19 protein-coding genes are annotated in these 26463 nt (G+C 52.4%); 13 read left to right on the forward strand and 6 right to left on the reverse strand.

The annotated features are described in order from the left end of the window. Positions 1-43 precede the first annotated feature (43 nt). From Pr1d_RS05795 to Pr1d_RS05805, 3 genes are all read left to right on the forward strand, one after another. Positions 44-1099, forward strand: a complete 1056-nt coding sequence (locus Pr1d_RS05795; protein WP_210417896.1) for an NAD(P)-dependent alcohol dehydrogenase — start codon at positions 44-46, stop codon at positions 1097-1099. Between the two features lie 91 nt (positions 1100-1190). Continuing rightward, complete coding sequence (locus Pr1d_RS05800) at positions 1191-1922, forward strand: glucose 1-dehydrogenase (protein WP_210417897.1); 732 nt, start codon at positions 1191-1193, stop codon at positions 1920-1922. 133 nt (positions 1923-2055) lie between these two features. Then, a complete protein-coding gene (locus Pr1d_RS05805; RefSeq protein ID WP_168205076.1) occupies positions 2056-3168 on the forward strand; it encodes a peptidoglycan DD-metalloendopeptidase family protein in 1113 nt (370 codons plus the stop codon). A 927-nt stretch (positions 3169-4095) separates the two neighbouring features. Here the strand turns inward: Pr1d_RS05805 and Pr1d_RS05810 are convergent. After that, positions 4096-4299: a hypothetical protein gene (locus tag Pr1d_RS05810; RefSeq protein WP_148072648.1), complete on the reverse strand. Its 204-nt coding sequence runs from the start codon at positions 4297-4299 to the stop codon at positions 4096-4098. 505 nt (positions 4300-4804) lie between these two features. On the opposite strand from Pr1d_RS05810, the gene Pr1d_RS05815 reads away from it, so the two are divergent. The 4 genes from Pr1d_RS05815 (at position 4805) to Pr1d_RS05830 (ending at position 9865) form a co-directional block, all read left to right on the forward strand. Beyond that, positions 4805-5446: a hypothetical protein gene (locus Pr1d_RS05815; protein ID WP_148072649.1), complete on the forward strand. Its 642-nt coding sequence runs from the start codon at positions 4805-4807 to the stop codon at positions 5444-5446. A 76-nt stretch (positions 5447-5522) separates the two neighbouring features. Next, positions 5523-5810 (forward strand): hypothetical protein, encoded by a 288-nt coding sequence (locus Pr1d_RS05820; protein ID WP_148072650.1) that lies wholly within the window; start codon positions 5523-5525, stop codon positions 5808-5810. A 605-nt stretch (positions 5811-6415) separates the two neighbouring features. Next, on the forward strand, positions 6416-7498 hold the full coding sequence (locus tag Pr1d_RS05825) for a serine hydrolase domain-containing protein (RefSeq protein ID WP_148072651.1): 1083 nt from the start codon (positions 6416-6418) through the stop codon (positions 7496-7498). Positions 7499-7525: 27 nt separating this feature from the next. Next, positions 7526-9865 (forward strand): ADP-ribosylglycohydrolase family protein, encoded by a 2340-nt coding sequence (locus Pr1d_RS05830; RefSeq protein WP_148072652.1) that lies wholly within the window; start codon positions 7526-7528, stop codon positions 9863-9865. Between the two features lie 22 nt (positions 9866-9887). Here the strand turns inward: Pr1d_RS05830 and Pr1d_RS05835 are convergent, their stop codons facing one another. Beyond that, positions 9888-11027, reverse strand: a complete 1140-nt coding sequence (locus Pr1d_RS05835) for a hypothetical protein (RefSeq protein ID WP_148072653.1) — start codon at positions 11025-11027, stop codon at positions 9888-9890. Between the two features lie 331 nt (positions 11028-11358). On the opposite strand from Pr1d_RS05835, the gene Pr1d_RS05840 reads away from it, so the two are divergent. Next, a complete protein-coding gene (locus Pr1d_RS05840; RefSeq protein WP_148072654.1) occupies positions 11359-12507 on the forward strand; it encodes a GNAT family N-acetyltransferase in 1149 nt (382 codons plus the stop codon). A gap of 202 nt (positions 12508-12709) precedes the next feature. On the opposite strand, the gene Pr1d_RS05845 is transcribed toward Pr1d_RS05840, so the two are convergent. Next, entirely contained in the window at positions 12710-12952 is a 243-nt protein-coding gene (locus tag Pr1d_RS05845; RefSeq protein WP_238476645.1) for a hypothetical protein, read from the reverse strand. A 289-nt stretch (positions 12953-13241) separates the two neighbouring features. Here Pr1d_RS05845 and Pr1d_RS05850 point away from each other — a divergent pair, with 289 nt between their 5' ends. The 3 genes from Pr1d_RS05850 to Pr1d_RS05860 all read left to right on the forward strand — a co-directional run bounded on the left by Pr1d_RS05850 (position 13242) and on the right by Pr1d_RS05860 (position 19721). After that, the gene (locus Pr1d_RS05850; RefSeq protein ID WP_148072655.1) at positions 13242-16310 is read left to right on the forward strand and encodes a tetratricopeptide repeat protein; all 3069 of its coding nucleotides are present in this window, start codon (positions 13242-13244) and stop codon (positions 16308-16310) included. A gap of 13 nt (positions 16311-16323) precedes the next feature. Further along, a complete protein-coding gene (locus Pr1d_RS05855; RefSeq protein WP_168205077.1) occupies positions 16324-17631 on the forward strand; it encodes an esterase-like activity of phytase family protein in 1308 nt (435 codons plus the stop codon). A gap of 233 nt (positions 17632-17864) precedes the next feature. Continuing rightward, the gene (locus Pr1d_RS05860) at positions 17865-19721 is read left to right on the forward strand and encodes a phosphoenolpyruvate carboxykinase (GTP) (protein WP_148072657.1); all 1857 of its coding nucleotides are present in this window, start codon (positions 17865-17867) and stop codon (positions 19719-19721) included. A 113-nt stretch (positions 19722-19834) separates the two neighbouring features. Here Pr1d_RS05860 and Pr1d_RS05865 read toward each other — a convergent pair whose 3' ends face one another. The 3 genes from Pr1d_RS05865 to Pr1d_RS05875 form a co-directional block, all read right to left on the reverse strand. Beyond that, positions 19835-23050 (reverse strand): hypothetical protein, encoded by a 3216-nt coding sequence (locus Pr1d_RS05865; RefSeq protein ID WP_148072658.1) that lies wholly within the window; start codon positions 23048-23050, stop codon positions 19835-19837. 166 nt (positions 23051-23216) lie between these two features. After that, a complete protein-coding gene (locus Pr1d_RS05870; RefSeq protein WP_148072659.1) occupies positions 23217-24158 on the reverse strand; it encodes an ABC transporter ATP-binding protein in 942 nt (313 codons plus the stop codon). A 198-nt stretch (positions 24159-24356) separates the two neighbouring features. Then, a complete protein-coding gene (locus tag Pr1d_RS05875) occupies positions 24357-24749 on the reverse strand; it encodes a GntR family transcriptional regulator (RefSeq protein WP_148072660.1) in 393 nt (130 codons plus the stop codon). 342 nt (positions 24750-25091) lie between these two features. Here Pr1d_RS05875 and Pr1d_RS05880 point away from each other — a divergent pair, with 342 nt between their 5' ends. Next, positions 25092-25376 (forward strand): hypothetical protein, encoded by a 285-nt coding sequence (locus tag Pr1d_RS05880; RefSeq protein ID WP_210417898.1) that lies wholly within the window; start codon positions 25092-25094, stop codon positions 25374-25376. Between the two features lie 5 nt (positions 25377-25381). Next, a complete protein-coding gene (locus Pr1d_RS05885; protein WP_148072662.1) occupies positions 25382-26326 on the forward strand; it encodes a DUF1559 domain-containing protein in 945 nt (314 codons plus the stop codon). The last annotated feature ends 137 nt before the right edge of the window (positions 26327-26463 follow it).

Below are 26463 nucleotides of genomic sequence, written 5' to 3' on the forward strand. Positions count from 1 at the left end.
ATGGGGCGCGTGCCAGATTCTTCACAACAGCAAGGAGGGTCGTATGAGTAGTCTGCGAAGCATGCCGGCGATCGTGCTAGAGAAGGCAAGACAGCTTGAGCTGCGATCTATTGATATGGACGAACAGCTCGGTGACTTAGATGTTCGAATTCGAATTCACACCGTAGGAATATGCGGTTCTGACGTCCACTACTATCAACATGGACGTATCGGTCCTTTTGTTGTGAAGGCACCGATGGTACTTGGGCATGAGGCATCGGGAACGGTCGTGGATGCAGGCTCAATGGTGAGTCACCTGAAGATTGGGGACCGTGTATGCATGGAACCTGGAATTCCCGATCCTAATAGCAAAGCGACAAGACTAGGAATCTACAACCTGGATCCGGCTGTGAGGTTTTGGGCGACTCCGCCGGTTCACGGTTGCTTGCGACCTGAAGTTGTGCATCCGGCAACCTTTACTTTCAAGATTCCAGAGAACGTAAGTTTTGCCGAAGCGGCTATGGTTGAACCGCTTGCGGTAGGAATGCACGCAGTGAACAAATCACGTATCAGAGCTGGTGATCTCGCAGTTGTCATGGGAGCAGGCCCCATTGGAATGGTAACTGCAATTGCTGCTCTCGCCGCCGGGGCAAGCCGTGTCATAATCACCGATGTCCAGCAGGAAAAACTGGATCTTGCTGAAAAACTCGGTCCGATCCGCGCAGTAAATATTACGAAAGAGAATTTGGCCTCGGTCGTAGATAATTTTTCCGACGGCTGGGGAGCTGAAGTTGTATTTGAAGCGAGTGGAAATGCCCGCTCCGCTTCGTCCGTCTTCGACACTCTGTGTCCTGGCGGAACGGTGGTGTTTATTGGCATGCCCAACGAATCGATCTCCTATGATGTAGTTGGTGCATCAATCAAAGAGGCTCGCGTGGAGCACGTTTTTCGCTACGCCCATGTTTATCCTTCCGCGCTTAAATTAATGGCAAGTGGCAAAATCGACGTCAAGCCACTGATCACAGACACATTTGATTTTGAAGATGGTATCAAGGCGTTTGAATATGCAGCAAACATGTCGCCCAGTAGTGTTAAGGCGCAGATTGTATTAGTCAAATAGTAAACAAGTACTGTATCAGAAGAGGATTCCTAGCCACGGAAAAAATCAATCTTCAGTGAAAACGGTAGAGGGAAAGAATCGGAACAACTACATGCAAATACAATTTCACGGAAAACGAGCTCTGGTAACAGGTGCAGGCAAAGGCATCGGTCGAGTCATCGCTACGATGCTGACTTCATGCGGCGCCGAAGTCATTGCACTAAGTCGCACTAGGGCAGATCTGGATTCGCTGGCTTCTGAGATCGGATGCCAGACCCTCCAAGCCGACATCGGCGATCCAATCGAGGCAGAAAAAGCTGCAAAGCAGGCTGGCGCTATCGATTTGTTGATCAATAATGCGGGAGTTTCAATCCCACAACCCTTCCTGAATACATCTCTTGAGGCCTTCGAACAGACTATGTCGGTCAATTTGCGAGCTGTCCTCATCATCAGCCAGACAATTGCACGAGGAATGGTCCAGAGAGGCCAAGGAGGAGCAATCGTCAATCTCTCCAGCCAAGCCTCTAAGGTTGCCTTAACCGATCATGCGGCTTACTGTGCTTCAAAAGGAGCACTGGACCAATTAACTCGAGTGATGGCATTGGAATTGGGCATGCATCAGATCCGCGTCAACGCCCTCAACCCAACGGTCACATTGACCCCTATGGGAGAAGTTGCATGGAGTGATCCCGAGAAGCGAAACGGGATGCTGTCCCAAATCCCCTTGGGAAGATTCGCAAAGCCAATCGACATAGCCAATGCGGTTGTATTCTTACTCAGCGATCAGGCTGAGATGATTCATGGTGTGACGCTCCCGGTAGATGGCGGATTTCTTGCAAACTAAGCAAAGGAGCATAGGAACATAGATGATTCACACAATTGAGTCGGGTTCGTCCCGCGCGTCGAAATGCATATCCATGGGGATATGTTTCGTTTTCCTGTTGACGTCAAGTCAGACATTACGCGCGCAAATTAAGTTGGTCTTTCCGCTAGGCGGCACTGCTTTTGAGGACTGGGTTATAGGAAATTACAACGATGTCGATACGCGCCCTATAGCAGATTCTGACTATCGAGGGGGTAACTACACTTATGATGGACACGACGCACTAGATATAGGACTGGCTCATTTCCGAAAAATGGACGAAGGTGTCACAGTCTTAGCGGCTGCCCCGGGTACTGTTGTCACTGCAATGGACGGCGCCTTCGATCGTTGGGCTCCGTCAAACCCAAATCCACCAGGTGAAATAGGCAATTTAGTGGTCATAGATCATGGGGGAGGGATTCGCACCACCTATGCCCATCTCAAAAAAGATTCCGTTTCAGTCCAAGTAGGAGACTCCGTGATTGCTGGGCAGCAAGTGGGCTTGGTTGGAAGTTCGGGGGGGTCCACTGGACCACATCTACATTTCGCAGTCTATCAGAACGGAAATCCGGTCGAGACCTACAAGAACCCCGACCAATGGTGGTACGACCCATTGCCGTACACGGGTGATGTACCTGGCGTACTTGACTCTGGAATTGCGAACCATTGGCCGACACAGACTGAGGTTGAAGCTGGCGTTCATCATCAAGGTATTTACTCAGTCGAGGATGGATCAGGACAACTGGCAGTCATGTGGAATTACCTATACGGCATTTCTGCTGGCTCCGAAATCAGTTTTCAATTCCTACGTCCCAATGGTTCTCAATATGCAAACTACCAATGGACAGATGAAAATGGCTTGACCGTAGGGTTTTGGAATATTGGAGTAGATCTACCAAGTTCCCCCGATCTTGGAGTTTGGAATGTTAATTTTCGTGTAAACGGCGAACTCATATCGAACAAATCTTTTCTAGTAGTCGAACCAATTCCAGGAGACTTCGATCTTGATGGGGACGTTGACGGCGAAGACTTCTTGTCCTGGCAGCGCGGTGATTCTCCTGTTGCACTAAGTAGACAGGATTTTGACGACTGGCAGGAGACCTATGGTACAGCCACACCATATTCGGCAGTCTCAACGCAAATTCCCGAAGTATCATCAAGTACCCTTATCTTAATAGGCATTTTGACCTCGCTCGTTAGGCGTCAGCTGGTCACCCGAGAGGTCTGACTTGCCGCCCAAGAAAACAACTCTCAGTCGACGCTCACGAATGGATGCATTGAGAGCGGGTCGATTTCTTGAGCGCGTTGTCCACGGCGTCCAGAGAACTGATTGAAGTCCAATTCGTACTCCCTACTATTTCCCCCTACTCCAATTCGCGAAAGTGTCGTTGAGTTTTGCCAAGGGATAATAAGCCTTGGAATCCTCGAAGCTTGTGGCTCACTGGTATTTGGAGCTTCTTACGATTTGGTGCTACCGGATGGAGCGCAAAAATCTCGGATCGGGAGCAGGCGAACTAGTAAGTCATCCCGATGGTACCTGAAGGGGTGGGGGCGGGATTAATATCTGGACTAACTCACTTTCGATTCTATCCTAGGAGGGCGTTGTTTTGCCTATATTAACAAGGGTTTGTGTGCGTCAGTTTTGATGTGGCTAACTAGGTACCCCCAAGGCGAACCCGGGGGGAGGATGGTAGAAGATCCTCTTCCGATGGGTCCCATCAGACGATTTCGAGATTGTTCGATCAACTGTTTACGCTTGCCCCAGATTGCTCTCCCTTGAACTGCTCGGCAATGGGTGCGATTAGAATGGCGAGGTTTAAAGTCGCGAATCGCGTACTATTACGATTTAGGAGTTCTGCACGACAAGACCGACACAAGGTATTTTACACGATAGACCACTCTAAGTTCGTGTCTCCCGGGGATTGTTGTCGGAGAGAATGTGTTATCGTTTCTGGAAGGGCATACTTAAGCTCTAAGTCCCCCCTTTGTACTTTTGGAACCTACCAGCTTGGTGACACAACTGAGCGATACTGCTGATCTAGGCGGTTGTGTCGACTGCCAGCACATTGTGTGTCCTACTTCTCTGTCCAACTTCTCCTGCGCGAGGGCAGTCTGCTTTGGGCAAACTCATGAACTACAGCAGTACGCAACCCCCTCACTTCTCCACCGCAGATCCCACCATCGCCAAAATGCCTGACTTGATCGCCTTCGGGAGGCTGGCCCACTGTTCGATGACTGTCGCCAGGTCAGGGTCGAGAGGGGTGTTTTCTGCATCAACTGCTGCGCCAGAAGCTGCGCGCTGTCGAGAAATACTGTTTTTCTCTGAGTTTTCAGTACTAATGCACTGAATCTTAATCATTATGTTGTTGGTTCCATTCCAACGGGGAGCACTGACTTTGAGTCAAGCTGAAACAAGCATTTACATTACCTGCCTACGTTGGCAGTGCAGCTCTAAATCCTTGGACCAAGACGGTACATACCGTTTTCAGTCCTCAGAATCGGAGATGCATCGTGCCCAACCTTGTAGATTCTCTGCCTAAGTATCGTCGCCACAAGGCTTCTGCACAGGCAATCGTTACTCTCTGCGGAAAAGACTTCTATCTTGGCCCTCATGGTAGCAAGATCAGCAAAGTCGAGTATGACCGCATACACTACTGAATGGCTAACCAATGGGCATAGATTGCCAGCAAATATCACTGAACTGTGCTAGCTATGCATTTGTTTACTCAGGCTGACTTTTCATAATCAGTGGACTAAAATCGCCTTAGTGCGTCTCATTTCTCTGTCTAAATCATTTTCCAGATGAGTGATTATCGATGTACCACTTTCGCACAAATGCTTGTTCGTCATTGGTAATACTTGCCATGGAGATTCTTCTCTGCTTCTCGTCGAATGCGGAGGAAGCTCTCTACCCTGAGGTCATTCCGATTGAAACAGAGAAACTTTCTATCTTATCACCGAGAGTAGTGGAAAGAATGGTTCTCCCTATTCGACAGCTCACTTTCTTTGGAACGGCTATGGATTTTGGTCGAACATCTCTACCTCCTTGGGAAGTGGGAAACTATTTGAGAGTAAGTTTCACGAAAGCCAAAATGGCCGACTCTAGAGAAGAACGTGCCGAATGGAGTATTGTTAATATCCATTCGGAGAACTTCTCACTAATCACCAAGGCTCTGGAAATAGAGGAACTTGAAATAGTTGTCCTGCACAATGGAAGGTCAAACGGATCGTACCGGAGCGTGGACAACGGTTGGGTTGAAACACCACTTGTTTATGACAATGGGTATGCAATTGTTACAGACGCACGCATCCCAAGAAAATGGTTCCGTCTGGAGCCAGAAGAACGTATGGATGAAAAGATACGAAATGATCTGATGAAATACTTTCCACAAGCCTTTAGAGACCCCAATAAGGAGCCCGAGCTCAAAATCTCACATGGTAATGATCCTTGGCCAAAGCTAACTATTCCCGGATACAGTTTATATCCTGAAGAATCCAACCAATAGCAGACTGAGGTGGACCCCAATGTTTGGACAGCCAATGGGGAGTACTTATTCTTTGTTGCAACTGGACGAATGATTGATGCGAGACCCAGTTCGCTTGCCTGAGGCCAATAAAGTCGAACGCTACACCCATCCCCCCATCGTGCCGGAACTCGCCTTGCTCGTTCCGGCCTACAAGTTCTGGCTCTCGACTGGCACAAGAATTCTTGTAGAAATGGGCCACTCAAATCGTGATAATGGGAGGCTGCAACAGCGTCTGCGCGCTCTTTTACAACCGAACATTGATCAATTTTCTGACGCGTCAGGGTCGTTAGGCCTCTGCACTTGCGCGCTGGTATGGACACGCCAGCCATTAGCAGGGCGCTGACGCTCCCCGCTCGCCTGTGGTGACCCGCAGCGCAAGGGTTTTGTCACGGAGTGGCGGAGTTTTTTCTAAAAAAACTAAGAGAGAATTGTTGCCAAACCGCAGGAAAACGAGCATTCGATGCCGAGTTTTTAATTTTGTTTTTTGTTCGCGACTGAACTCGCGTTACAAAACTCCCCCTTTCCTGCGCAGAAGCGAGTATTCGCGGTCGCCCTGACTTCATACTTGAGAGTCCAAGCTCAAGTCGTTGGTGGCTTCGAGGTCGTTTTCAGGATCGTTGCCATTACCTCTGGCAAGCATGACGACGCTTGTTTTAGAAAGCACTCGTCGCTGAATCTCCGAAACTTCAATCTCAATGCCCAGAGCGTTGCAACTAGCTTTCGCGTCCCTGGTTATCGCACCCAACCGACCATTTATGAGGCTGAAATCAGTTCTATTGAAGTGCTACCTAACGATTTTCGCGACGCTAAAACCTCTTGGCTTTGCATTCAGCTCTTTTAGTGAGTACCATGGCTCTGCTTCAAGTGTCGTCTCGTTAGCTGAGCAGCGTGCAATTCGCACTCGCATTCATTCTTTTCTTTTTTCCAATTGGGTTTAAGAAGAATTCTATGTTAACTCGCCGTCTGATCAGGTCTGGTTGTCTGGCTCTCTTGATAGTGCTCGGCATGGGGCGCGTCTGGGCAGAGGACTCACTTCTAGTAGAACAGGTGGAAGAATTGCTGCCGAGGCACGTGGGCGCGGCAGTGATGGCCGTTGACGAAGGCAAAGTGATCTTCAAACATGCCTGGGGAAATCGCCGCTTTGATGAAACGGAGCCCTGTACAACGTCGACCAATTTTCGCCTGGCGTCTGTCAGCAAGCAATTCACAGCGACGGCAATTCTGCTCCTGGTAGATCAAAAAGTTGTAGAGCTCGACGATACCATTGACCGCTTTTTTCCGGAGTGTCCCGACTATTGGCACAACATCACTGTCCACCACTTGCTGTCACATACTTCTGGATTGCCGGACTATGAGAATTTGATTCCCGAAGGCACGACTTTGCAGCTAATGGATCTCAACGTGCTGGAATTGCTGCGGGCAACCGAGAAGCCCCTTTTTGAACCGGGTGCGAAATTCGCTTACTCCAATTCTGGTTACGCATTGCTCGGTTTGATCGTCGAAGCTGCAGCCGATTGTCGGTTCCAGGATTTCCTGCGAACCGAGGTGTTCAAGCCCCTAGGTATGAACAGGTCGTTGTTGTATGTGGCAGGCATGAATCGTGTCCCTGAGAGGGCATTTGGACACGAATTGGATTCCGAAAAGAATTGGATCGTTGGCGACCAAAGCTTAACAAGCGCCGTGCGGGGTGATGGCGGAGTCTATTCCTCACTCGACGACCTGGAACTCTGGATTACCGACTTGGATCAAGAACACTTGCTAAGCGACTCGTCCTATACAAAGATGTTCACTCCGCAGGTCAGATCCGATCGTGGCCAGCAGGACTATGGCTACGGCTGGTTTCTGGATACCTACCGAGGTGAGCGACGCACCATGCACGCCGGTGAAACGCGTGGATTTTCGTTGATGCTTCAACGCTTTCCCAATCGCCAAGCGGCCGTAGTCATTCTGCTGAACAGGTCGGCGCTTGATCCGCCAGGCGATTATGTAGATCAAATTGTCGATTGCTTACTATTTGATCGTGATGATTAGCGTTTGTTTGTGGGGATCTATATTGTCATGAATTTTAGGCAGCTTGCTCTTGTACTTGGTATCCTGTTCCTCACTGTGGGACAGGTTTCCAACGCGGCCGATGTCGGCAGCGAAAGCCCTGTTGTCCAGATCTCGGATGAAGTACTCCAAGATAAGATACGAGGAGGCTTGCTCGCTCAGATTCTCGGCAACTTGAACGGGCTTCCACATGAATTCAAATATCTAGATGAGCCCGGAAATGTGGCGAACTATGTCCCTTCGCTACCGGAAGGTGCTCGCACAGACGACGACACGGATTTGGAATGGGTAATCGTTTCGGAGATTGCGCGAAGCGGACAGGTAGAACTGCCGCCAGCGAGAATTGTCGAGCTATGGAAGACGCACATCAATAGAGCAATCTGGTGCGCCAACCGATATGCGCGCGATCTTATGGAAATCGGATTGGAACCTCCCCTCACCGGCAGCAGCGTGCTCAATCCTTGGTCGGAATTCAATATTGCGGGACAATTTGGCTGTGAATCATTCGGACTCATGGCGCCGGCCATGCCGCAGACAGCCTCTCGGATCGGTCTTCACTACACCCGTATTGTAATTGATGGTGAACCCGCTCAGGCAACACAGCTTTTTACTGCGATGATCGCCACTGCCTTTGTTACTAGCGACATCGAGGAAATCCTGGATGCCGGCATCGCAAGTGTCGACCCACGATCAAACGTGGCCACGATTGTCGGCGAAGTTAGGGACCTTCATGCTCAACATCCCGAAGACTGGCGAATTGCTCGAAAGTCAATCAAAGAGCGGTTGCAGGTTCATAATGGAAGCTTCCGCGATCAGAACGGCTACGAGTTGAATACCGCCGCAACAGTCGCCGCCCTTCTTTACGGAGAAGGCGATCTGGTTGAAACAATGCAACTCGCCTTCAACTTCGGCTGGGACTGTGACAACAACGCTGCCACATCCGGGACGATTCTCGGCGTAATCAAAGGCCGGAAATGGATGGATGAACAAGGTTGGGATATCAGGGACGTCTACCGGAACACGACTCGTGATGCGATGCCAAGCGATGAAACTATCTCGGGATTCGAAAACAAGCTTATTGACTGCGCAAGGCTGGTTATATTGAACAATGATGGTTCAGAATCCAAACAGAGCGGCCAACTCACCTATCAGATACGCACCCAGCCGCCAGCCAGCGTCGAACGACTGGCCTCGCCCTCTGCTGAGCAGTCGGCTTTGCGCAACCAGTTTGTAGAGCAGCTGCCGAGCGATCTATTGAAATCGGGACCTGATGCTGCCCGAGCAGCCTATCTAGCAATCTGTCTTGGCGAAGCCGATACCCTCGATCAGTCTGATCCACGCGCATGGAGCAATGGTCTCCGCGAATTGAAGAAATATCCGGCTGTGATACGCAATCTCTTCGCAGCACCGCTCCCGGCAGCCGCACGGATTCAGCAAAATGGCAGACAGGCTGGGCTTGAAGCACCAGCCATACCGAAAATCGACGAGCAAGGATGGTGGCAAATTGCAGGCAATCCAGACCTCGGCGAATTAACAAGTGATAAACAAGAGCCAGTAGACTTTGGGATCTGGCAGGCGGCAGACGGCACCTGGCAGTTATGGTCGTGCATTCGCAATACAAAGGAAGACGGTGTCACGCGTCTATTCCATCGCTGGGAGGGAAGTAATCTCACCGATTCCAATTGGAAACCATTGGGCATTGCTATGCGAGCTGACCCCGATTTTGGCGAAAGGCGGGGTGGCTTGCAGGCACCCTATGTAATTAGACAGGGTGACAAGTATCTGATGTTTTATGGCGATTGGGTCAATATCTGCCTAGCGGAAAGTGATGATGGAAAAGCATTTCGCCGGGCTTCGATAGGCAGCAAGGGTCCCCAGCTTTTTACTGAGGGCGAAGGGAATAATGCTCGTGACGCCATGCTGTTGGAAATCGACGGGAATTGGCACTGCTACTACTCGGCCATGCCCGGTCTCAAAGGTGCCATGTTTGTTCGTCGCTCGCGCAACTTACGTGACTGGTCCCATTCGTCGCCCGTCAAGGTACTCTCTGGCGGAACACCTGGATCACAGTGGTATCAAGCCGAATGTCCTCACGTAGTCAGTCATGGTGGCTACTTTTACTTGTTTCGCACTTCGAACTACAAAGGAAAACCTATTACGACCGTCTATCGATCAGCAGACCCCACAGATTTCGGTATCGAGGACGACTCGAAAATAGTCGCGACACTTGCTGTTGCTGCTCCTGAAATCATAGTTCGCGACGGTAAGTATTGGCTTGCCGCTCTCAATCCGCAACTTGACGGCATTCGAGTAACACGACTGCGATTTGTCCCCGAGCAACAGCCTTAGTTTCCCCAAATAGCTTGCAAGTCTATTGCCGCTCCCTTAGCGCCGAGGAGCTTACATCTTCGCGAAATTGCGATTCAGGAACTTCCTCACAAAGCTCAGTTAACTCAAGAGGGATTTCCAAGTCGCTCAGCGAACAGAACTCTCCCTCCAATTTCCTGCCGAAAACCAGAAAACGACAATTCGCTTCACCAATATTACGTATTGCTAGATCGCGGAGCTTGGTGTCATCGCCGTAGTAGTGCAGGTCGGCGATTCTTTGCAGCGTATCTGCCCCCACGACAAACGTACAGTTTGACGCAAGTGCTGCTTTCTCACTGAATGTGGGGGCAGCTGTCAGCAGAACACTTCGTGTGGGATCGTGCTTTGCGATGCTGGCAAGTCGGTTGGAAATCTCTACAAAGTCAAGCGGGGGTTTGTCGACGTTAGTGACTGACATCTCATATGAAACATTCGACTGCGTTAATTGCTCTGCAATTTCCGCCATGAGCCGGTGTCCTTCATGCAGTGGATTGAAGGCCCCGGGAAAAAGCACTTTGGGAAGCGCCTTGTTTGTCGTTGGTGGCAATAGAACGTATGGCTGTTTGCCGAGCAAGAGTTGAGTCCACTGAGCAAGGGCCTGTTGTTGACCGCGTTGAATCTGCTCTCCATCGAGCAACATCCTTTCGAACCTTGCGTGACAAGCATCGTCGTCCGCCTTGCAAGCTTCCCCCAGAGCCAGAAGCAAGAGTCGTGCTGAGAGTCGTTCCTCTTGCTCTCGAGTTCGTTTCCCTTTTGTCAGCGTGAGGGAATAGGAAGTCGTAGCGATTGCCGTTTGTACTCCCACATGGATGCGATGTTCCCCCCGCTTGGGTACATCGCTTATCAGACTTGCGGTGACGCCCACGCCGACTGCCGAGAGCGGGTCGGCACCAAGCTTCTTGGCTCGCATCCAAGCAGTCATAGCCATCGCCCGTGCTGTCGGTTCGCTGCATGCTTGATCGGGTGCGCCTCCTAGAAAGTCTGTGAGCGCCGCAAGCGAATAGGGCACCACTGCTTCGAGCAGCGTCTGCGATCCCCCCGGCACTGAAAGCAATTTGCCGACAGCCTGACTTCCTCCACCAGTGATGGCAATCACAGCTAGCCGTCCGCTAGAATGAATCGAAGACGCCAGTTGTTTCCACACAGAATTCTTCACAATAGTACCAAGAAATATGGTCGAACAAAAAAAGGGAACCAAGTTCACAAAGAGCTCAGAGTCGAATCGAACTCATACACTCCCTCCGTAGTCTCTGTGAACTCTGTGGCTAGTTAAATCCAGCATTGGCTGTTGCGTAACCTCAACATGATGCCAAAGTGCCACATGGCGTGAAGGCAATACCAGCGATTTCTTCCGCTAGACTTGCCTTGTACCAAGTGCATCTTATCAGTTCCACTCTTCAAGACAACGATTGGCACAAACCTTGCAAAATACTAGCTGCTACGACGGTTCACCGGAATTGGCAGCAGGTATCGCTATGGCTGAAGTCATCGAAATCAACTCGCTCGAAGAACTTCAATCCTATCAATTGGCTTGGAATGCGCTCCATCTGCAGACTCCCCAAGCCTCCTTCTTTCAGACCTACGACTGGTTTGTCACATTCTGGAAGCACTATGGCAAGAACCAGCAGATGCGAGTTTTGATCGTCCGTGCCAGCGATTCGACGATTGGCATCGTTCCCCTCTGCATCGTAAAGAAACAACATCGCCTCACCAAAGTGCGGGTACTCACTTATCCCTTGAGTGATTGGGGAATGTGGTACGGGCCGCTGGGGCCCAATCGGTCGGCTACCCTTTTCATGGCGATGCAACATCTGCGCAACACGTCTCGCAATTGGGACGCAATTGAACTCTGTTGGACACCGGACCACTCCGGCACTGGCGACGTGACGCGTCGAGCGATGTCTGCTGTGGGTTGGCAGCCACAGGCTGACCCGTATCAAGAAAGCTCTGTCATTCGATTTGCGGGTTCTAATTGGGACGAGTACAGGCAAGGGCTCTCCAAGAAATGGCGGCATGAAATCGGCCGACAGACGCGCAAGCTCCAACAGGAAGGTGAAGTGGAGTTTATTCGTCATCGTCCCCAGCCCGCATCCCAAGGAGATGGAGATCCTCGTTGGGATCTGTTCGATCAATGCGTCGATGTATCGCGGGAGAGTTGGCAAGCTTCGGTCACCCAAGGGAACACACTTTGCCACGGAAGTGTGCTTGGTTTCCTTACCGAATGTCATGCTCATGCAGCGCGGCTCGGCATGCTCGATTTAGCAATCTTGCAGTTCAATGGCAAACCGGTTGCGTACCAGTACAACTATTACTCTCAAGGTGAGATTAGTGGTTTGCGCATGGGATATCTAACCTCCGAGCGAGATTTGGGAGTTGGAAAGGTTTTGCTTTCCAAATTTCTCGAAGACAGTTTTGAGCGGGGAGACCAATCGTTGGACCTTGGCATGGGAGACTACGACTTCAAGCGACGATTTCGCACCGATGTTGAAACGAGCTATCGATATAGCTACTACCCGTGGAATGCTTTCCGAGCCCAAGGGGTGCGACTAACACACTGGCTCAAATCGCGACTGACGAGAGAATGCCAAGAAAACGAAACAAAAGCGAAACCAGCGATCGCGTAGACTTTACTAGCCGTTCCTCGGGCGAAGACGCCTGAGGCACGCGACGCAGTTGCGTTCGCGCCCCTCAGACGTCTGCCACTGAGGTGCCGTCCCCCCCAATCTCGTTCTCGACCTTGGAGCAATCGTCGAGATCAAGCGGCAAAAATCGTACTACTCTCGGTACCTCTGTCTTTGTCAGACTCGGTGAGTCGGTGAACGATGCTTAGCGTTGTGGCTCACTGACCGTCGTTGCTGCCTGCTCCTTGAGAGCTGCCGCCTCGCGGGCCAGTTTGAATTCAGGACCTGGAGCGTAATACTGCACGTCGTCAGTCAAGTAGTAAGCACTGGGCAATGTTTGGCCAGCATATTCGGCTTGGCAACCCAACGAGGCAAGCGACAACAGCATAAAGAGCCCACAGGCCAGCGTTGTCACGCGGTTTTGGATTTTGGTAGAAAAGGTTTTCACGTTCGATGCTCCTACAGGAGGGACTCCGCCGCGCCAGTAACAAATCATTGGCGTGCATAACCGTTATCGTCCCCCCGATCGACAAACTTTCACATCAGCTTGGAAATTGCTACGAAAAACCGTTCGAAGCTAGCATTCAAGCTCGCCAGGCGTGAAATTCGCGCTTCAAAATGGGTGAAGAAGCGGGTTTGCGAAATCGCCTTTTCCGCGGCAATTGTTAGAATGGAGGAGTCTGGGACATGTGTCGCGATGTGAGACGGTGGCAAATTGCAACTACAAGGTGCTAGCGATGATTCTATCTCTTCGACGATCTTTTGCGCTCCTTGTGGTGTGCTTGATGTCGCTGTGCTGGCCTAGCATTTCCCGGGGCCAATTTGTACCCGGGCTACTCACAGAAACGATACCCAGCCAAGCCTATTTCGAGGCCTTCAACGACCTCTATCGCGGCGAATACCGCGATGCCTTGCGGGCTCTCAATCGTGAAGCACGCGGGTCCATTCGAATCGGGGTAACTGAGCGGTGGATCGACGCAATTTGCTATCACGCTGCATGGGGCGAGGTTCTTTACCATGCAGGTCAACCAGCGCTTGCCTTGGAACAGTTCGATCAGGCCTGCTCGATGTTTCTGCAAGATCCGAAATGGATGCTGCAGGTCAATTTCACTTCCGATCCTCGCCCCGATGCAAGTCTCGGCCGTACGGCCATCCCTTGGGGGACCAGCACTCGGCAATTCATCCTGGGCGACATTCCGGAGACGCTTCCTATCCAGATGGGCGATGATCTTGCGACACAGAATCAAGTCGCGCAACAAGGTGGGGTGCTGCGTCAGATGCAAATGTGGCAAATCAATGTGATGGAGATTGTCCGAGCTACATCGCTTGCTATTCGGCGTCGCAATGAACTGCTTGGCCCCTTGGCAGTTCACGATCCTATTTCTCGTGAGATGGTCAACAAGCTCTCAAGTGGTATCGCTCCCCCCAACCATTGGTCCAATGCCTGGGCCGACTTGCAATTGGGACTTGCCTACGCCGGGCAGGGCAATCTGGATCAGGCCAACAGTATGTTGAAACGTGCCGAGCGACTAGCTGGTCGATTCGATCACCCTCTCACCTGCGTTGCCCTGCTGGAGCAAGGTAGGCTCGCAATGGAAGCAGGCAAGTTCGATCTAGCGGACCGGTTATTCGCCGAGGCTAGTTACTCAGCTTTCTACTACGAAGATGCCGGGGTGATTGATGAAGCCTTTCGGCTAGCGAGTCAGAATCGTCTCGCTGCACCCAATCCTGAACCAAACCCAGCGCTCGACAATGCCGCCGCCTGGGCTCGTCGCGAACGGTTTGATCACATCTTTGCCCGACTATGCTTTGCAAGGGCCGAAGAATGGATGAACTCGGAAAACTGGCGCGAGGCAGCCTCCACGTTGCAAACGGGGCAAGCTCGCCTCGGCGATGCACGTACGGGACTGCTGGGCAACTGGTCTCAGTTCCTTGAGGCCCGCGTGCTTGCTGAACTGGGTAAACCGACTGCCATCAATGTGCTTAATGAAGCACTTGCCAATCAAATGGCAATGTCCAATCGCATGTTGCAGTTGCAATTGGCAGATCGATGGTTCGATCAACAGCAGTTGCGCGCTAGCTCTGCAAACGACGTGTATGGCAAATTGCTCAGCGACCCGCATGCGGTGGATTGGGCTTTTCGGCCTTTGGAAACGATGGCCATCATGAAGGCACCGTTGGATGGCTCTTTCGACCGCTGGTTGATTGCGCTTCTGGAACGCAGAGACAAGTTGGCAGCCTTGGAGGTGTCTGACCTTGCCAAGCGTCGCCGCTTTTTCCGTTCACTCCCGTTGGGGGGACGCATCGCAGCACTCCGCCAAACCCTCGAAAGCCCCTCGAACACTCTCTCCCCCGCAGAGCGCACCTTGCAACACGATCTCTTGATGCGCTTTCCCAACTATCAAGACTTGCTCAAATCTGGGCGGCAGATTCAGAACCAACTCCGTGAGCAATGGAAGCCCAAGATGAGCAACGAGGACCAGCAGGCACTATCCAAGCTCTGGAAAAAGTGGTCGGAAAATCTTGCCGAGCGTGAGCGTCTGTTAGGCAAGATGAGCTTGGGTCGAACTACGAGCCAATTTGGGTTTCCTCAAATTGTCTCTATCGCTGAGTTGCAAGGCGTGCTCAAGCCTGGTCAGGCAGTAGTCATTTTTCATGAGACGGCCGGTGACCTACTTGGATTCCTGGTTACCGACCGCGCTTCGACAAGTTGGAACTGCGGACCCAGTGGTGCGATTGCCCGCTCGTTAAGCCAATTTCTGCGCGATCTGGGAAGCGGCGATCGCAATAATCCCATCAATGAAAAACAGTTGGAGTCGACTGACTGGATGGAGTCTGGCCAGGAATTATTCCACGCGTTGTTCGATGGCTCTTCGATCGATCCCGACTCGATGGATGAACTGGTTGTCGTGCCGGACGGATTGGTCTGGTATGTGCCTCTCAATGCGATTCCGATTAAACTTGAGGACCGCACCGTCCCGCTTACTTCACTCTCGCGAATTCGAGTCGTCCCTACAATGGGATTGGCCTTCGGTCATGCCGAGCCTTGGAGACGCGTGCAGCACTCAAGCATCATCGGCGATGAACTCGTGCCAGGAGATAAAGACGATACAAAAGCCGAATTGCTCGAGCCACTGCAGACGGCGATGCCGAATTTGATCGAATTGCCGGACCCAACTCCCGTATCGACTCCAGTGATTGCTTCGCTATTAGATGCGTTGGTTGTGCTCGATGAGTTTGACATCGACCGCAATGAACCGCTCGCTTGGTCGCCGATCCCTAATGCCCGCGAGGGACACGACGGGGAGCTTGCTGCCTGGTTGGCCTTGCCGCTGCGTGGTCCCCAACGGATGGTTTTTCCCGGCGCACACACGATCGCCGAAAACGGCGGCAAGACATCCCGCCGACGAGGGAGCCAAGCCCCGCCGGGCAACGAATTATTTCTGGCCAGTTGTGGCCTCATGTCGACCGGTGCGCAGACGATTCTGCTCAGCCGGTGGATAGTCGGCGGTGAATCTACCATGCAGCTCGTCCGCGAATTTGTGCAGGAACTCCATCGCACCTCCGCTGCCGATGCCTGGCAACGCTGCATTGAAGTCGCCAAAGTAATTCAGTTGGAACCGGGGTTGGAGCCCAGGGTGAGCTTGGGAAATGTTGATGAACTGCCTACCGCAGAGCATCCTTTTTTCTGGTCCGGCTATTTGCTTGTAGATACGGGCGAACCTCCCCTGCCTCCCCCTGCAAAATCTGACAAGGAACAAGCCGACAAGACTGAGGCACCTCCTGAGAAGCCTGTACCAAAGTAAGCGAATGATGGTGATGAAGATTAAGTATTGCTTGCTCCTGTTCGCCGTAGTTTTCAGCGGGCATTCTGCTTTCTGCCAGGCCGCTAACTGGAATCTCGCTCCTCCCAGTACTGTGTTGCTCGATACCTCTGCGGTGGGTGCGGTTAGCCAAATGAGCGGTGTTACTTATCTCGGACTATCCCCATTACCCGCCACAACCCTGTTGCACCGCTTTGCGGCCGTGCAGAATGAGGGAGGTGTACTGCTCACTTTCGACGTGGTATTCGACCCCGATGGAACCTTGTTTCTGGCTAAAGCAGTCAGTTCGCAAATCCTGTCACCTAGCTTTGATTTCGAGGGGATCGCATACACGAGTTCAACGCGTAATAGCGTGTATCTTGCCGAAGAAAATACTCCTGGGGTCCGCGAATTCAGTTTGGCTACTGGTAGTCAATTGCAAAACGTGGCAATCCCACCAGTGTTTGGCAATAGCCGAGCCAATCGAGGCTTCGAATCCCTCGCCCGGAGTCCTGATGGCACGACCATGTGGACGGCAAATGAACAGGCGCTCACAGTCGATGGTCCATTGGCGACATCTTCTGCTGGCACCACTGTGCGATTGCTGCGGATGGATGTAGCAGGTGATAGCGTTAGCCCGGCCGAACAGTATGCCTACGAAGTAGATCCAATTCATGGCACGAGTACAATTGGATCCCCCCAAAGCGGGCTAAGTGATCTTGTTTTGCTTCCAGACGGTACGCTTCTTGCCCTGGAGCGCTCTGTGGCTTTCACCTCACCTCTTTATCTCAACCGAATCTACGAAGTCGATCCCGCAGGTGCCACAGATTTGAGTGACGAGACCTTCGATTCAGGACTATTCGGTGAAAACTATGTCCCGGTTTCCAAGCAAATACTTTGGTCCGGAGCAATAGACGGGTCTAGCGGTCAAAATCTCGAAGGCCTCACACTTGGCCCTCGACTGGCAAATGGCGATTGGGTTCTCTTGGGTGTGGTCGACGATGGCGATCCTGTCAGCCAAAATACCATCGTCGCTTTTACTCTTTCAGCGAACCCTTCGGCAGATTTCGATTCCGATGGCGACATTGATGGCAGCGATTTTCTCTCTTGGCAACGAGGCGTCGGCATATCGATTGGTGCAACTCATGCCGAAGGAGATGCCGACCGGGACGGCGACGTTGATGCGGATGATCTGGCCTTCTGGCAGTCGGCCTACTCTGCCCCACTCTCAGGACTGCCGTTAGCGGTGCCCGAGCCTTTGTCAAACACGTTGCTCTTAGGCTTGCTTGTTCCCATGATTGCCAGTGGGCGCTGGAGAAGTTAGCCACAAGAAGCACGAGTAGGCACAAAAAAAGTGAAGTTCGAAGCTGGTGAGTATTACTCCTTGCTGTGACTTTTTGTGCTTCTTGTGGCAATCTTCGATTTCTTCGATTCTCCGTTTTCTTCCTGTAAAAAACTTTGGTTGCAGTTGTGTCCCCTAGCGGTCACAATCTCTGTAGGAGGCCTTCGTGCGAGCACCAGTTAGCCGCTGGTTGGAAATAATCGAGGAGAATCAGGATGTCCACGGTAATGGCAGAAGTTCCTAGTGCGGTCAACAACCCCGAGTTAGTCAAATGGGTCGACAAGATGGTCGCCCTCTGCCAGCCAGAAGCCGTGCATTGGTGTGACGGCTCGCAGGAAGAATACGACTCACTTTGCAACGAAATGGTCGAGAGCGGCACTTTCATCCGGCTGAATCCCGACCTACGGCCCAACTCGTTCCTTGCCCGCAGTCATCCGAGTGACGTCGCCCGAGTCGAAGACCGGACTTTCATCTGCTCACTGAGCAAAGGCGAAGCGGGTCCCACCAACAACTGGATGGCCCCCAAGGAAATGAAGGCCCTGCTCACGCCCAAGTTCGAGGGTTGCATGCAGGGTCGTACGCTCTACGTGATTCCCTTCAGCATGGGGCCCATTGGTTCGCGCATTGCACACATCGGGATTCAGATCACCGACTCGCCGTATGTGGTCACCAATATGCGGATCATGACCCGCATGGGAACGGCAGTGCTGGAAGCATTGGGCGAAGGGGAGTTTATCAAGTGCCTCCACGCAGTAGGAATGCCGCTTACCGCAGGGGTGAAAGATGTCCCTTGGCCGTGTAGTCCCGATCCCCAGAACAAGTACATTGTCCACTTTCCCAAGGAACGAACGATCTGGAGCTATGGTTCCGGCTACGGCGGCAATGCCTTGTTGGGCAAGAAGTGTTTCGCCTTGCGAATTGCTTCGGTCTTGGCCCGGGAGCAGGGTTGGCTTGCTGAGCATATGTTGATCACCGGTGTGAAGGATCCTTCGGGCAAGAAGACTTATGTCGCCGCGGCGTTTCCCAGTGCGTGTGGCAAGACGAATTTTGCGATGCTGGTTCCCCCGAAGGAATTTCAGGAGGAAGGTTGGGAAGTCACTACCGTGGGGGACGACATTGCCTGGATCAAGCCGGGCGAAGACGGCAAGATTTATGCGATCAACCCCGAGGCGGGTTTCTTCGGCGTCGCCCCCGGCACGAACGAAGAGACCAACCCCAACGCGATGGCCTCGATCCGTGCGAACACGATCTTTACCAATGTGGCGCTAACCGACGAGGGTGACGTGTGGTGGGAAGGGATGGATGGCCCTCCCCCTGAGCATGCCATCGATTGGCAAGGGAATGATTGGACACCGGCAAGCGACAAAAAGGCTGCCCATCCCAATAGCCGTTTCACCGCCCCACTTTCGCAGTGCCCTTGTGCCGACCCCGAATACGATAATCCCGACGGTGTGCCGATTTCTGCGTTCATCTTCGGGGGTCGCCGTAGCACAGTCTTGCCGTTGGTCTACCAATCGTTTAACTGGGCGTTTGGCGTGTACATGGGCGCAACGATGGGATCAGAAATGACTGCTGCTGCCTTCGGCGAACTGGGCAAGGTTCGCCGCGATCCCTTTGCGATGCTCCCGTTCTGTGGCTACCACATGGGGGACTACTTTAATCACTGGCTCAACTTTGGCCGTCAGCTTCCCGTGCCGCCGCGGATCTTCAATGTGAACTGGTTCCGAAAGGATGCCGAGGGTAATTTCTTATGGCCCGGCTTCAGTGAAAACATGCGTATTTTGCAATGGGTCGTCGAACGTTCGCAAGGCAAGGCGGTTGGGATTGAATGTCCGCTTGGCTGGATGCCCAAGTACGAGGACATCCATTGGCAAGGCTTGGATTTCTCCGAGGAACAATACCGGCAGTTGATGAGCGTGGATCGCAACGACTGGATGAAAGAGATTGCATCGCACGACGAGCTATTTTTCAATCTCTACGACCGACTCCCCCGAGAGTTCACCTTCATCCGCGAGCTATTGATTTCCGGACTCTGGCGCTCTCCGGAACATTGGGGGCAGAAGGGGAAATAGGTTGGTTGTCAGTGGTCCGTGGACTGTAGGCCGGAACAAGCCGTGCACAGTTCCGGCATCGGTTATCGAAATCGCAACGTTGTTCCCGAACCAGTGCTATCGCTCGTACCGGTTTATTCAGAGTCTGTGGGCAGAACGTAGACCAGATTTCTCCAGCTATCTCCCGAACCGTAAGTCCCATCAAGTAAATACACCTTCCACCGCTTGCCCTGAAAAGATTGGATAGCCTCATAGCTCCCTCCAAAGCCGCCGAACTCTCCACCGTGGCCACCCTCGCCGCTATATCCTTCTGTGAAGACTTCCCCATCCGATTCATAGAGAGTTGTTTCTTCCAATCGACTATCAAAATCAAGCACACTCCAGAAGAGCGGCGTGTGGGCAGGAATCTCATCGATAGTTCCCACGTCGCTCCTGGGAGGTACAGAACCCAATATGAGAGGGTACTTTAATCCCGTAGAGTGGTAGACAAACTCACTCCCGGAGTAAGGATCCAAAGGCATCTTTTCTAAGTATTCAGGTATTAATTCAGCGAGTTCCTCGGGATACTCCTTATGATCGATTCGATATGCCAATAGTGCAAGTTGGACCAGCAGTGCCCGACGATTGGTCTCTGCTCGCGCCCATTCCCGGAGCAAGTGGCGTAAGTTATGGCCACTCGCAAACTCTCTGGAGGCAAAAAAGCTTGTGCTGCCAGCGTAGCTCCAGTTGCATGCCCGGATGAAATCCTGCCAGTCGTCTGCGAAAGCGATCCGATTCACGGCAAAGAGCTTTGAGTACGGGACCAGCGACAAGAGTTTCCTTACCTCTCCCGATTTTATATCTGGACTGGGCGACTCATCCCTGGTGAGCATCTCCACGGCATCGCAATAGTTGATCGCCTGCGATGCGAAGTAATTAAGCGCGAGCAACGCTCGATCACGTTCCCAGGAGAGCTTGTTCCCCAGATATGCAAAATACTGGTGATTACGGTCATTCATAAACTGCGGCAATTCCTTTTCTAGAATCACATCACGAGTGGCGAGATAGTCCTGCAAGACTTGATTTCGAGGAAGTGCTAAGCTTGAAAAGACTTCTTCTAAGTCCGCGATGGCTGACCTGATTCGTTCACTCGACTGATGAGGATAGGTTGCCCAATCACGGATTTTTTTTTCAAATCGAGGACTCTGGAGGAATTCATCAGGGTCAAGGGAGAGATCGACGTGCAAATAGTCCCACGCTTCGTCGAGTTCGTTCGCCTCCATTCGACGAACAAACTCTTCAAAAAAATCCAAAACAAGGTTCGCGGCGGGAATGTGAATGTGTCGATATTTCTTCTTCGCAGGATAGAGAGGCACTGGGAATTCCATTTTGGAGAGTCTATTAGCAAGTCTTTCCAGATGTGATTCTTGGAACTCTTGGTAAATTCGACCTTTTTCGGCCTCAAAGCGATTCAAAGTTTCTTTCACTTCAGGTTTCAGCAACTTCCTCTTCCCAAAGCGGTACTCTTCTACTTCAGCAAGGCTAATGCCGAATTCGTCATAAGTCTTTCCATTAATGGTGACTCCTTCAAAGCGCTCCATGCGCACTAATTCTTCTTCGAGTTCCATTGCTGTTTCGCTAGCAATAATCTCGAAACGAGCGACCGATTCGTTGCGTGCAATTTGATCTTGTTCAAACTTTTTCAAGGATGCTTCCAAAGATCCCTGCAAGAAAGGGAACGTCGGCCTAGGCAAATCGAGTTGCGCTAGTCTGGTAAACGGGAGATACAGTGAAATGAACAACACTGGCAGTCCCAGCGACACGGCTGGCAAGAGCCAATGGCGGAACGATTTATTCCCCACGAGCCAATCCGGCATTCGCAGCCATGTTGCCGTGAGCGCTCCGGCGGCCAGGGGCAGCACAAACCAGAGGGGATTCAATTGCCAGTAAAAAACTACCAGCGACCACGCAGCCAGCAACACCGAAAAGAGGATCGCAAGAAAACCGGCCAGCACCTCGCGTTTGAAGGCCAGCGAGAAAAACTGACCCAAGCCGTATGCTGCCAACACGGCGCTCCAAGTCCCCCAAGTCATCCGGTGATTGGCAATCTTCATTTGACCTCGCCACCAACTTTGCAACCAATCCGAGGCATTGTAATAGTCTCCACGAAATTCACGATTAAATCCAAAGTCCAACAGAGATGATGCAATCTGCCCGGCTGTCTCCACCGGGATAATTCGCCAGAAGCAGAAGCGAATCATATACAGGACAAGGATGAGAGATGCCAGCCATACAATCTGCCGAGCCAACCACGCATAGCGAGGTCTGGCTGAATGCGTTGCCAAGAAGAGCCGATGATTTCGCTTCTGATCGTTACGGAATACCAACGCACCAAACAGTGCCGGGAGGATCAACAGCGGGAGGATCAGCAAGGGTGCCGTTGAATCACTCCGACCGAGAAGTGCTATAGGAATAAAACAAGAAACGGTAAGCAACAGGCCAAGCGGAATCGCGGCCAAAATCGTCTTCCACGATTCCCGCCACGACTGCCACAGCAGTCTTGAGAGCATCCGCCGCCGCCAAGGTTCTGCCATCTCAACGCCAGCCACTAGCGGCTTAGCAGCAACCAACCGTGCGTCCTCGGAAACTCGCTCCTTCCGTCGCTTCCCTTTCATCCCCAACGGTTCAAGCCACCTGCTCCCAAGCATCACATCTACTGCAAACACCACCAGACAAATCGCCAGCCGGATCGGCACGGCCGACTGATAGGACTCTGCACTGAACGAGTCCATGAGGTTGGGCGTCAAGCCGATGGCGACCTGAGAACCAAACGAAGCGACTGCCATCGCAGTGACTGCCGCCATGAGAGGTTGTTTCCACAAGAGCGAGAACAACAGGCCCCAGACCGTTGCTTCGACAACTGCCACCCCGGCTACAGATAGCGAGAGTATTCGCTGGCTGGCCGTGGGCCATTCGCCCCCCGCGATAATCCATCCTATCACGCACAGCAACCCGGCAAGCAATAGAGAACTACCCACCGCGACGGCCAGCTTAGCAAAAAACATCGGCTGCCAGCGACCGGGCAATAGCTGCAAGAAGCCGCGAGTGCGTTCTTCGTTTTCGGCACCAAAGAGCGTGACCGCCGCCCCCACTGCATAGAGGGCCGCTGCGCCCCAAGCCGAGCTAAACAGCCAACCTGGAATCTGATGGGCATCTATCATCATCAGGGTCGAAATCCACTGCTCCAGCACACCAAGCACGAGGATCGCCAGCCAAAAACCCCGCAACATGCGGTACTCTTTCCAGGCGAAGCGGGTCCACAGCGATATATTTGGTTGGCGAATCGGTTCGCTTAGAGAAGCTGTATTCATTCTTGTGCCTACAAGGGACCGGTAAGACGAGATTCATGCTTGTATCGATTTACCAAAGATATTTTCTCGCAGAGACGCGGAGACACAGAGAAGAGACCGTTCTTCCTTTGCGTCTCCGCGTCTCTGAGAGATAGAATCTTCAATACGGGATGTAGGAGTGTTGAACTCATCGCTCCACCTCTTGAGAATTAGCCGTTAACGACTCGCTTTCCGTTGTGCAGCTCGCTCGTTTGTCACTTTGCATGTAGGCGACAAAGATTTCTTCGAGCGACGGGGTACGGGTTTCGACGGCGACGACCTCTGACTGTTGGGTGAGATTGTCAAAATCCGTGTTCTCGGGCGTACGGACCAGGAATTGCCATTGCCGGCCCCGCTGCCGGCTGGATAGTGTTTCGCAGGGCAACTCCGGCGGACGGCTGCCGCTCATGGTGATTGTCAGTTCGCGGATTTGGCACTTAAGCGAGTCGAGCGATTCTACGACCAGAAGTTCCCCTTCGCGGACGATCGCCACGATGTCCGCCACGCGTTCTACTTCGCTGATCTGATGGCTGGAGAGTAGCACGGTGCGCCCCTCGGCGGCGATGTCGACCATGCTTTCGAGAAACTCACGCCGCACGAGCGTATCGAGACCCGAAGTCGGTTCGTCGAGAATCAGCAACTCCGGTTGATGCGCAATTGCAAGCGAGAGCGACACCTTGGCCCGCATCCCTTTGGACATCTGCGAGATCTTTCGGCCCACTGGCACGCGAAACCGTTCGAGCAATTTGCGATACTCTTGTTCATACGGCTCCGGATAGAATCCGGCGGTAAACCAACCGATCTCGCTCGCCGTCATCCAGTCGTAGAGCGCGGGCTGCTCGGGGACGTAGCCCACACGGCGGCGGATCTTCTCGGCCTCGCGGCGACAATCCATCCCGAGCACGTGCATAGATCCACTATCCGCTTCTTCGAGTCCTAAGAGGAGTTTGATTGTGGTTGTCTTGCCCGCACCGTTCTCGCCCAAGAGGGCAAAGACGGTACCCGCCGGTACGGTGAGCGACACATCGTCGAGTGCGGTGTGGTTGCCAAATCGTTTACTGACGCGTGAAATTTCAATGGCTGTGGTCATGTAGAACCTCGTAGTAGCATAATAGTTGTTCTGCTGGAGTCTCTGCTTTTGTCATTCCGAGGGAGCCTAGGCGACTGAGGAATCTGGGTTCGATCTTTTCACGCCATCCACACATTTCCTGATTGCCAACCGGATTCCTCAGTCGTGTTACTCCTTCGGAATGACAGCTACTTGCCCATTTAGTTTGACTGATCTCTATCATTTTTCACTCTGCCGACGAGCGGCCTGTAGTTCACCTTGGATAAGTTCTTGAATCTGAGGTTCGTTGAGACCGCTCTGATGGGCTTCGACAAGCACGTCACGGAGACGCGCCTTGATGAGCCGTTTCCGCTCGGTCACACAGGATCGCCGGGCTCCGTTCTCCACTATGAGGCCGGTTCCTCGCACTTGAGTAAGTACCCCATCGTCCTGCAACTGCCGATAGGCCCGGGCGACTGTGTTGGGATTGATCGCCAGTTCTTTGGCCAATTCGCGAACACTCGAAACCATGTCGCCGGCAGAGAGCGTCCCGTCGGCCACGGCAAACTTTACCTGCCGGACAATTTGATCGTAAACGGCCAGACCGTTATCGGTTTCGATATGGAGAAACATTGGCAGAAACACGGAAAAGGATAAACTGTACCACTGAGATAGTACAGTAGCACGATGGTTCAGTCGTGTCAAGCAATTTTATTAGCCGCGCTGCGGAGCGCCAGCGTAGCAGAGCGCGTATTCTCCCTTTCTGCAGCCTCAGGAGCCGTGTGCCGCGTTGCGGCACGGCTGGATGGGTCAGGGACATTCTGGCACTTGGCTGACCATGTTTCTGCAGAATCTGGCAATCCAACCATCTCTCTTGTGCGTATCTACAATACGAGTGGCGACCCAGACTCTTGCCAAATGTGATGCTGATTACCGACAATGGGGGAATTACAGTGAAGAATTAACTCTACTCACTTGGCGAAAATGATGCCGCTCAGAAAACTAGCCGTTGCCGCTTTGCTGCTTTTCTTGGGATGCGCCCAAGACAACGCGGACAATGACGACAACTCCCCCATGATGGTCGACGGGGACCATACGCACTACCATGTTCATGCAGCGGAAATCAAGCATGACCATACCCATGATCCCACAGAATCAACGGCGCACACCCACGAGCATCTCCACGACCGTAAATTGGTAGACGACCAGCAGGCACCAGTTGAAAAGCCTGTTGCTAAGCAAATAATCGACGAAAGGTAATTCTCATGCAACTCAAGACGAAACATCATCGCGACAATCAATCCGCTTTTACCCTCGTCGAACTCTTGGTCGTGATCGCCATTATAGGGGTGCTTGTCGCTTTGCTGCTCCCCGCGATTCAGGCGGCCCGTGAGGCGGCTCGCAAAAACTCTTGCAAGAACAATCTGAGGCAAGTCGGCCTGGCAATGCACAACTACGAGTCGGCCCTGCGGCATCTGCCACCCGGCTACGAATACTTGCCCGGACCAGAAGGGAATGATCGCGGCTACTCCTGGGGTGCATGGTTGTTGCCCTTCATGGAACTGCGGAACATGTATGATCAGTTCGATTTCGACAAACCGATCTTCGATAATGTCAACGCGATGGTCCGTGAGCAGCATATCGAGACACTGCTCTGCCCTACCGATGATCTTTCGCCCACCAACTTTGTCGAAATGCAAGAGGGAGAACGTTATGCGATGGCCTGCTACGTTGCCAATTTTGGTGCCCCTGATCTGGACGACGATCAAGAACAAAAGCTAGGTGATTCAAATCCCTTTGGTCCCTTCGACGGACCTTGGGCTCCGTTCTATCGCAATAGCGAAACGAGGCTGGCAGAAATCACCGACGGCACTTCGCAAACTCTCATGCTCGGCGAGCGTCAAAATGGACCCTTCCGCACAGCCGGCGTTCACGGCGTACACATTGAGTACGAAACCACTTGGGCCGGTGCGGTTCGAGAGATCACCGATCCCAGCGACGACCACGGTCACATGGTCCTCTTCCAAACCGGTCATACACCGAACCATGCAGAAAGCGACGACCGCGATGTATCCGCCTCCCACGCAGGAGTCTCGCAGTTTCTGCTCTGCGACGGCTCGGTGCATACAGTTGGCGAAGACATCGATTTCGACGTCTATCAGGCCCTCGGCACGATGAATGGCGCGGAGACGATGGCTACGGTGAACTAGCCTCGGAGTAGTTCAAGCGTGGCAGATTCGACGTGCGAAGAGCAAGAGTAGCCACGGATCGACACAGGTGAAACACGGATAAGGCGTAAGCTCAAATCCTATTCGTGATCAACTGTGTTTAATCCGTGGCCAAAAAA

This window comes from Bythopirellula goksoeyrii (assembly GCF_008065115.1).
Lineage (GTDB): Bacteria > Planctomycetota > Planctomycetia > Pirellulales > Lacipirellulaceae > Bythopirellula > Bythopirellula goksoeyrii.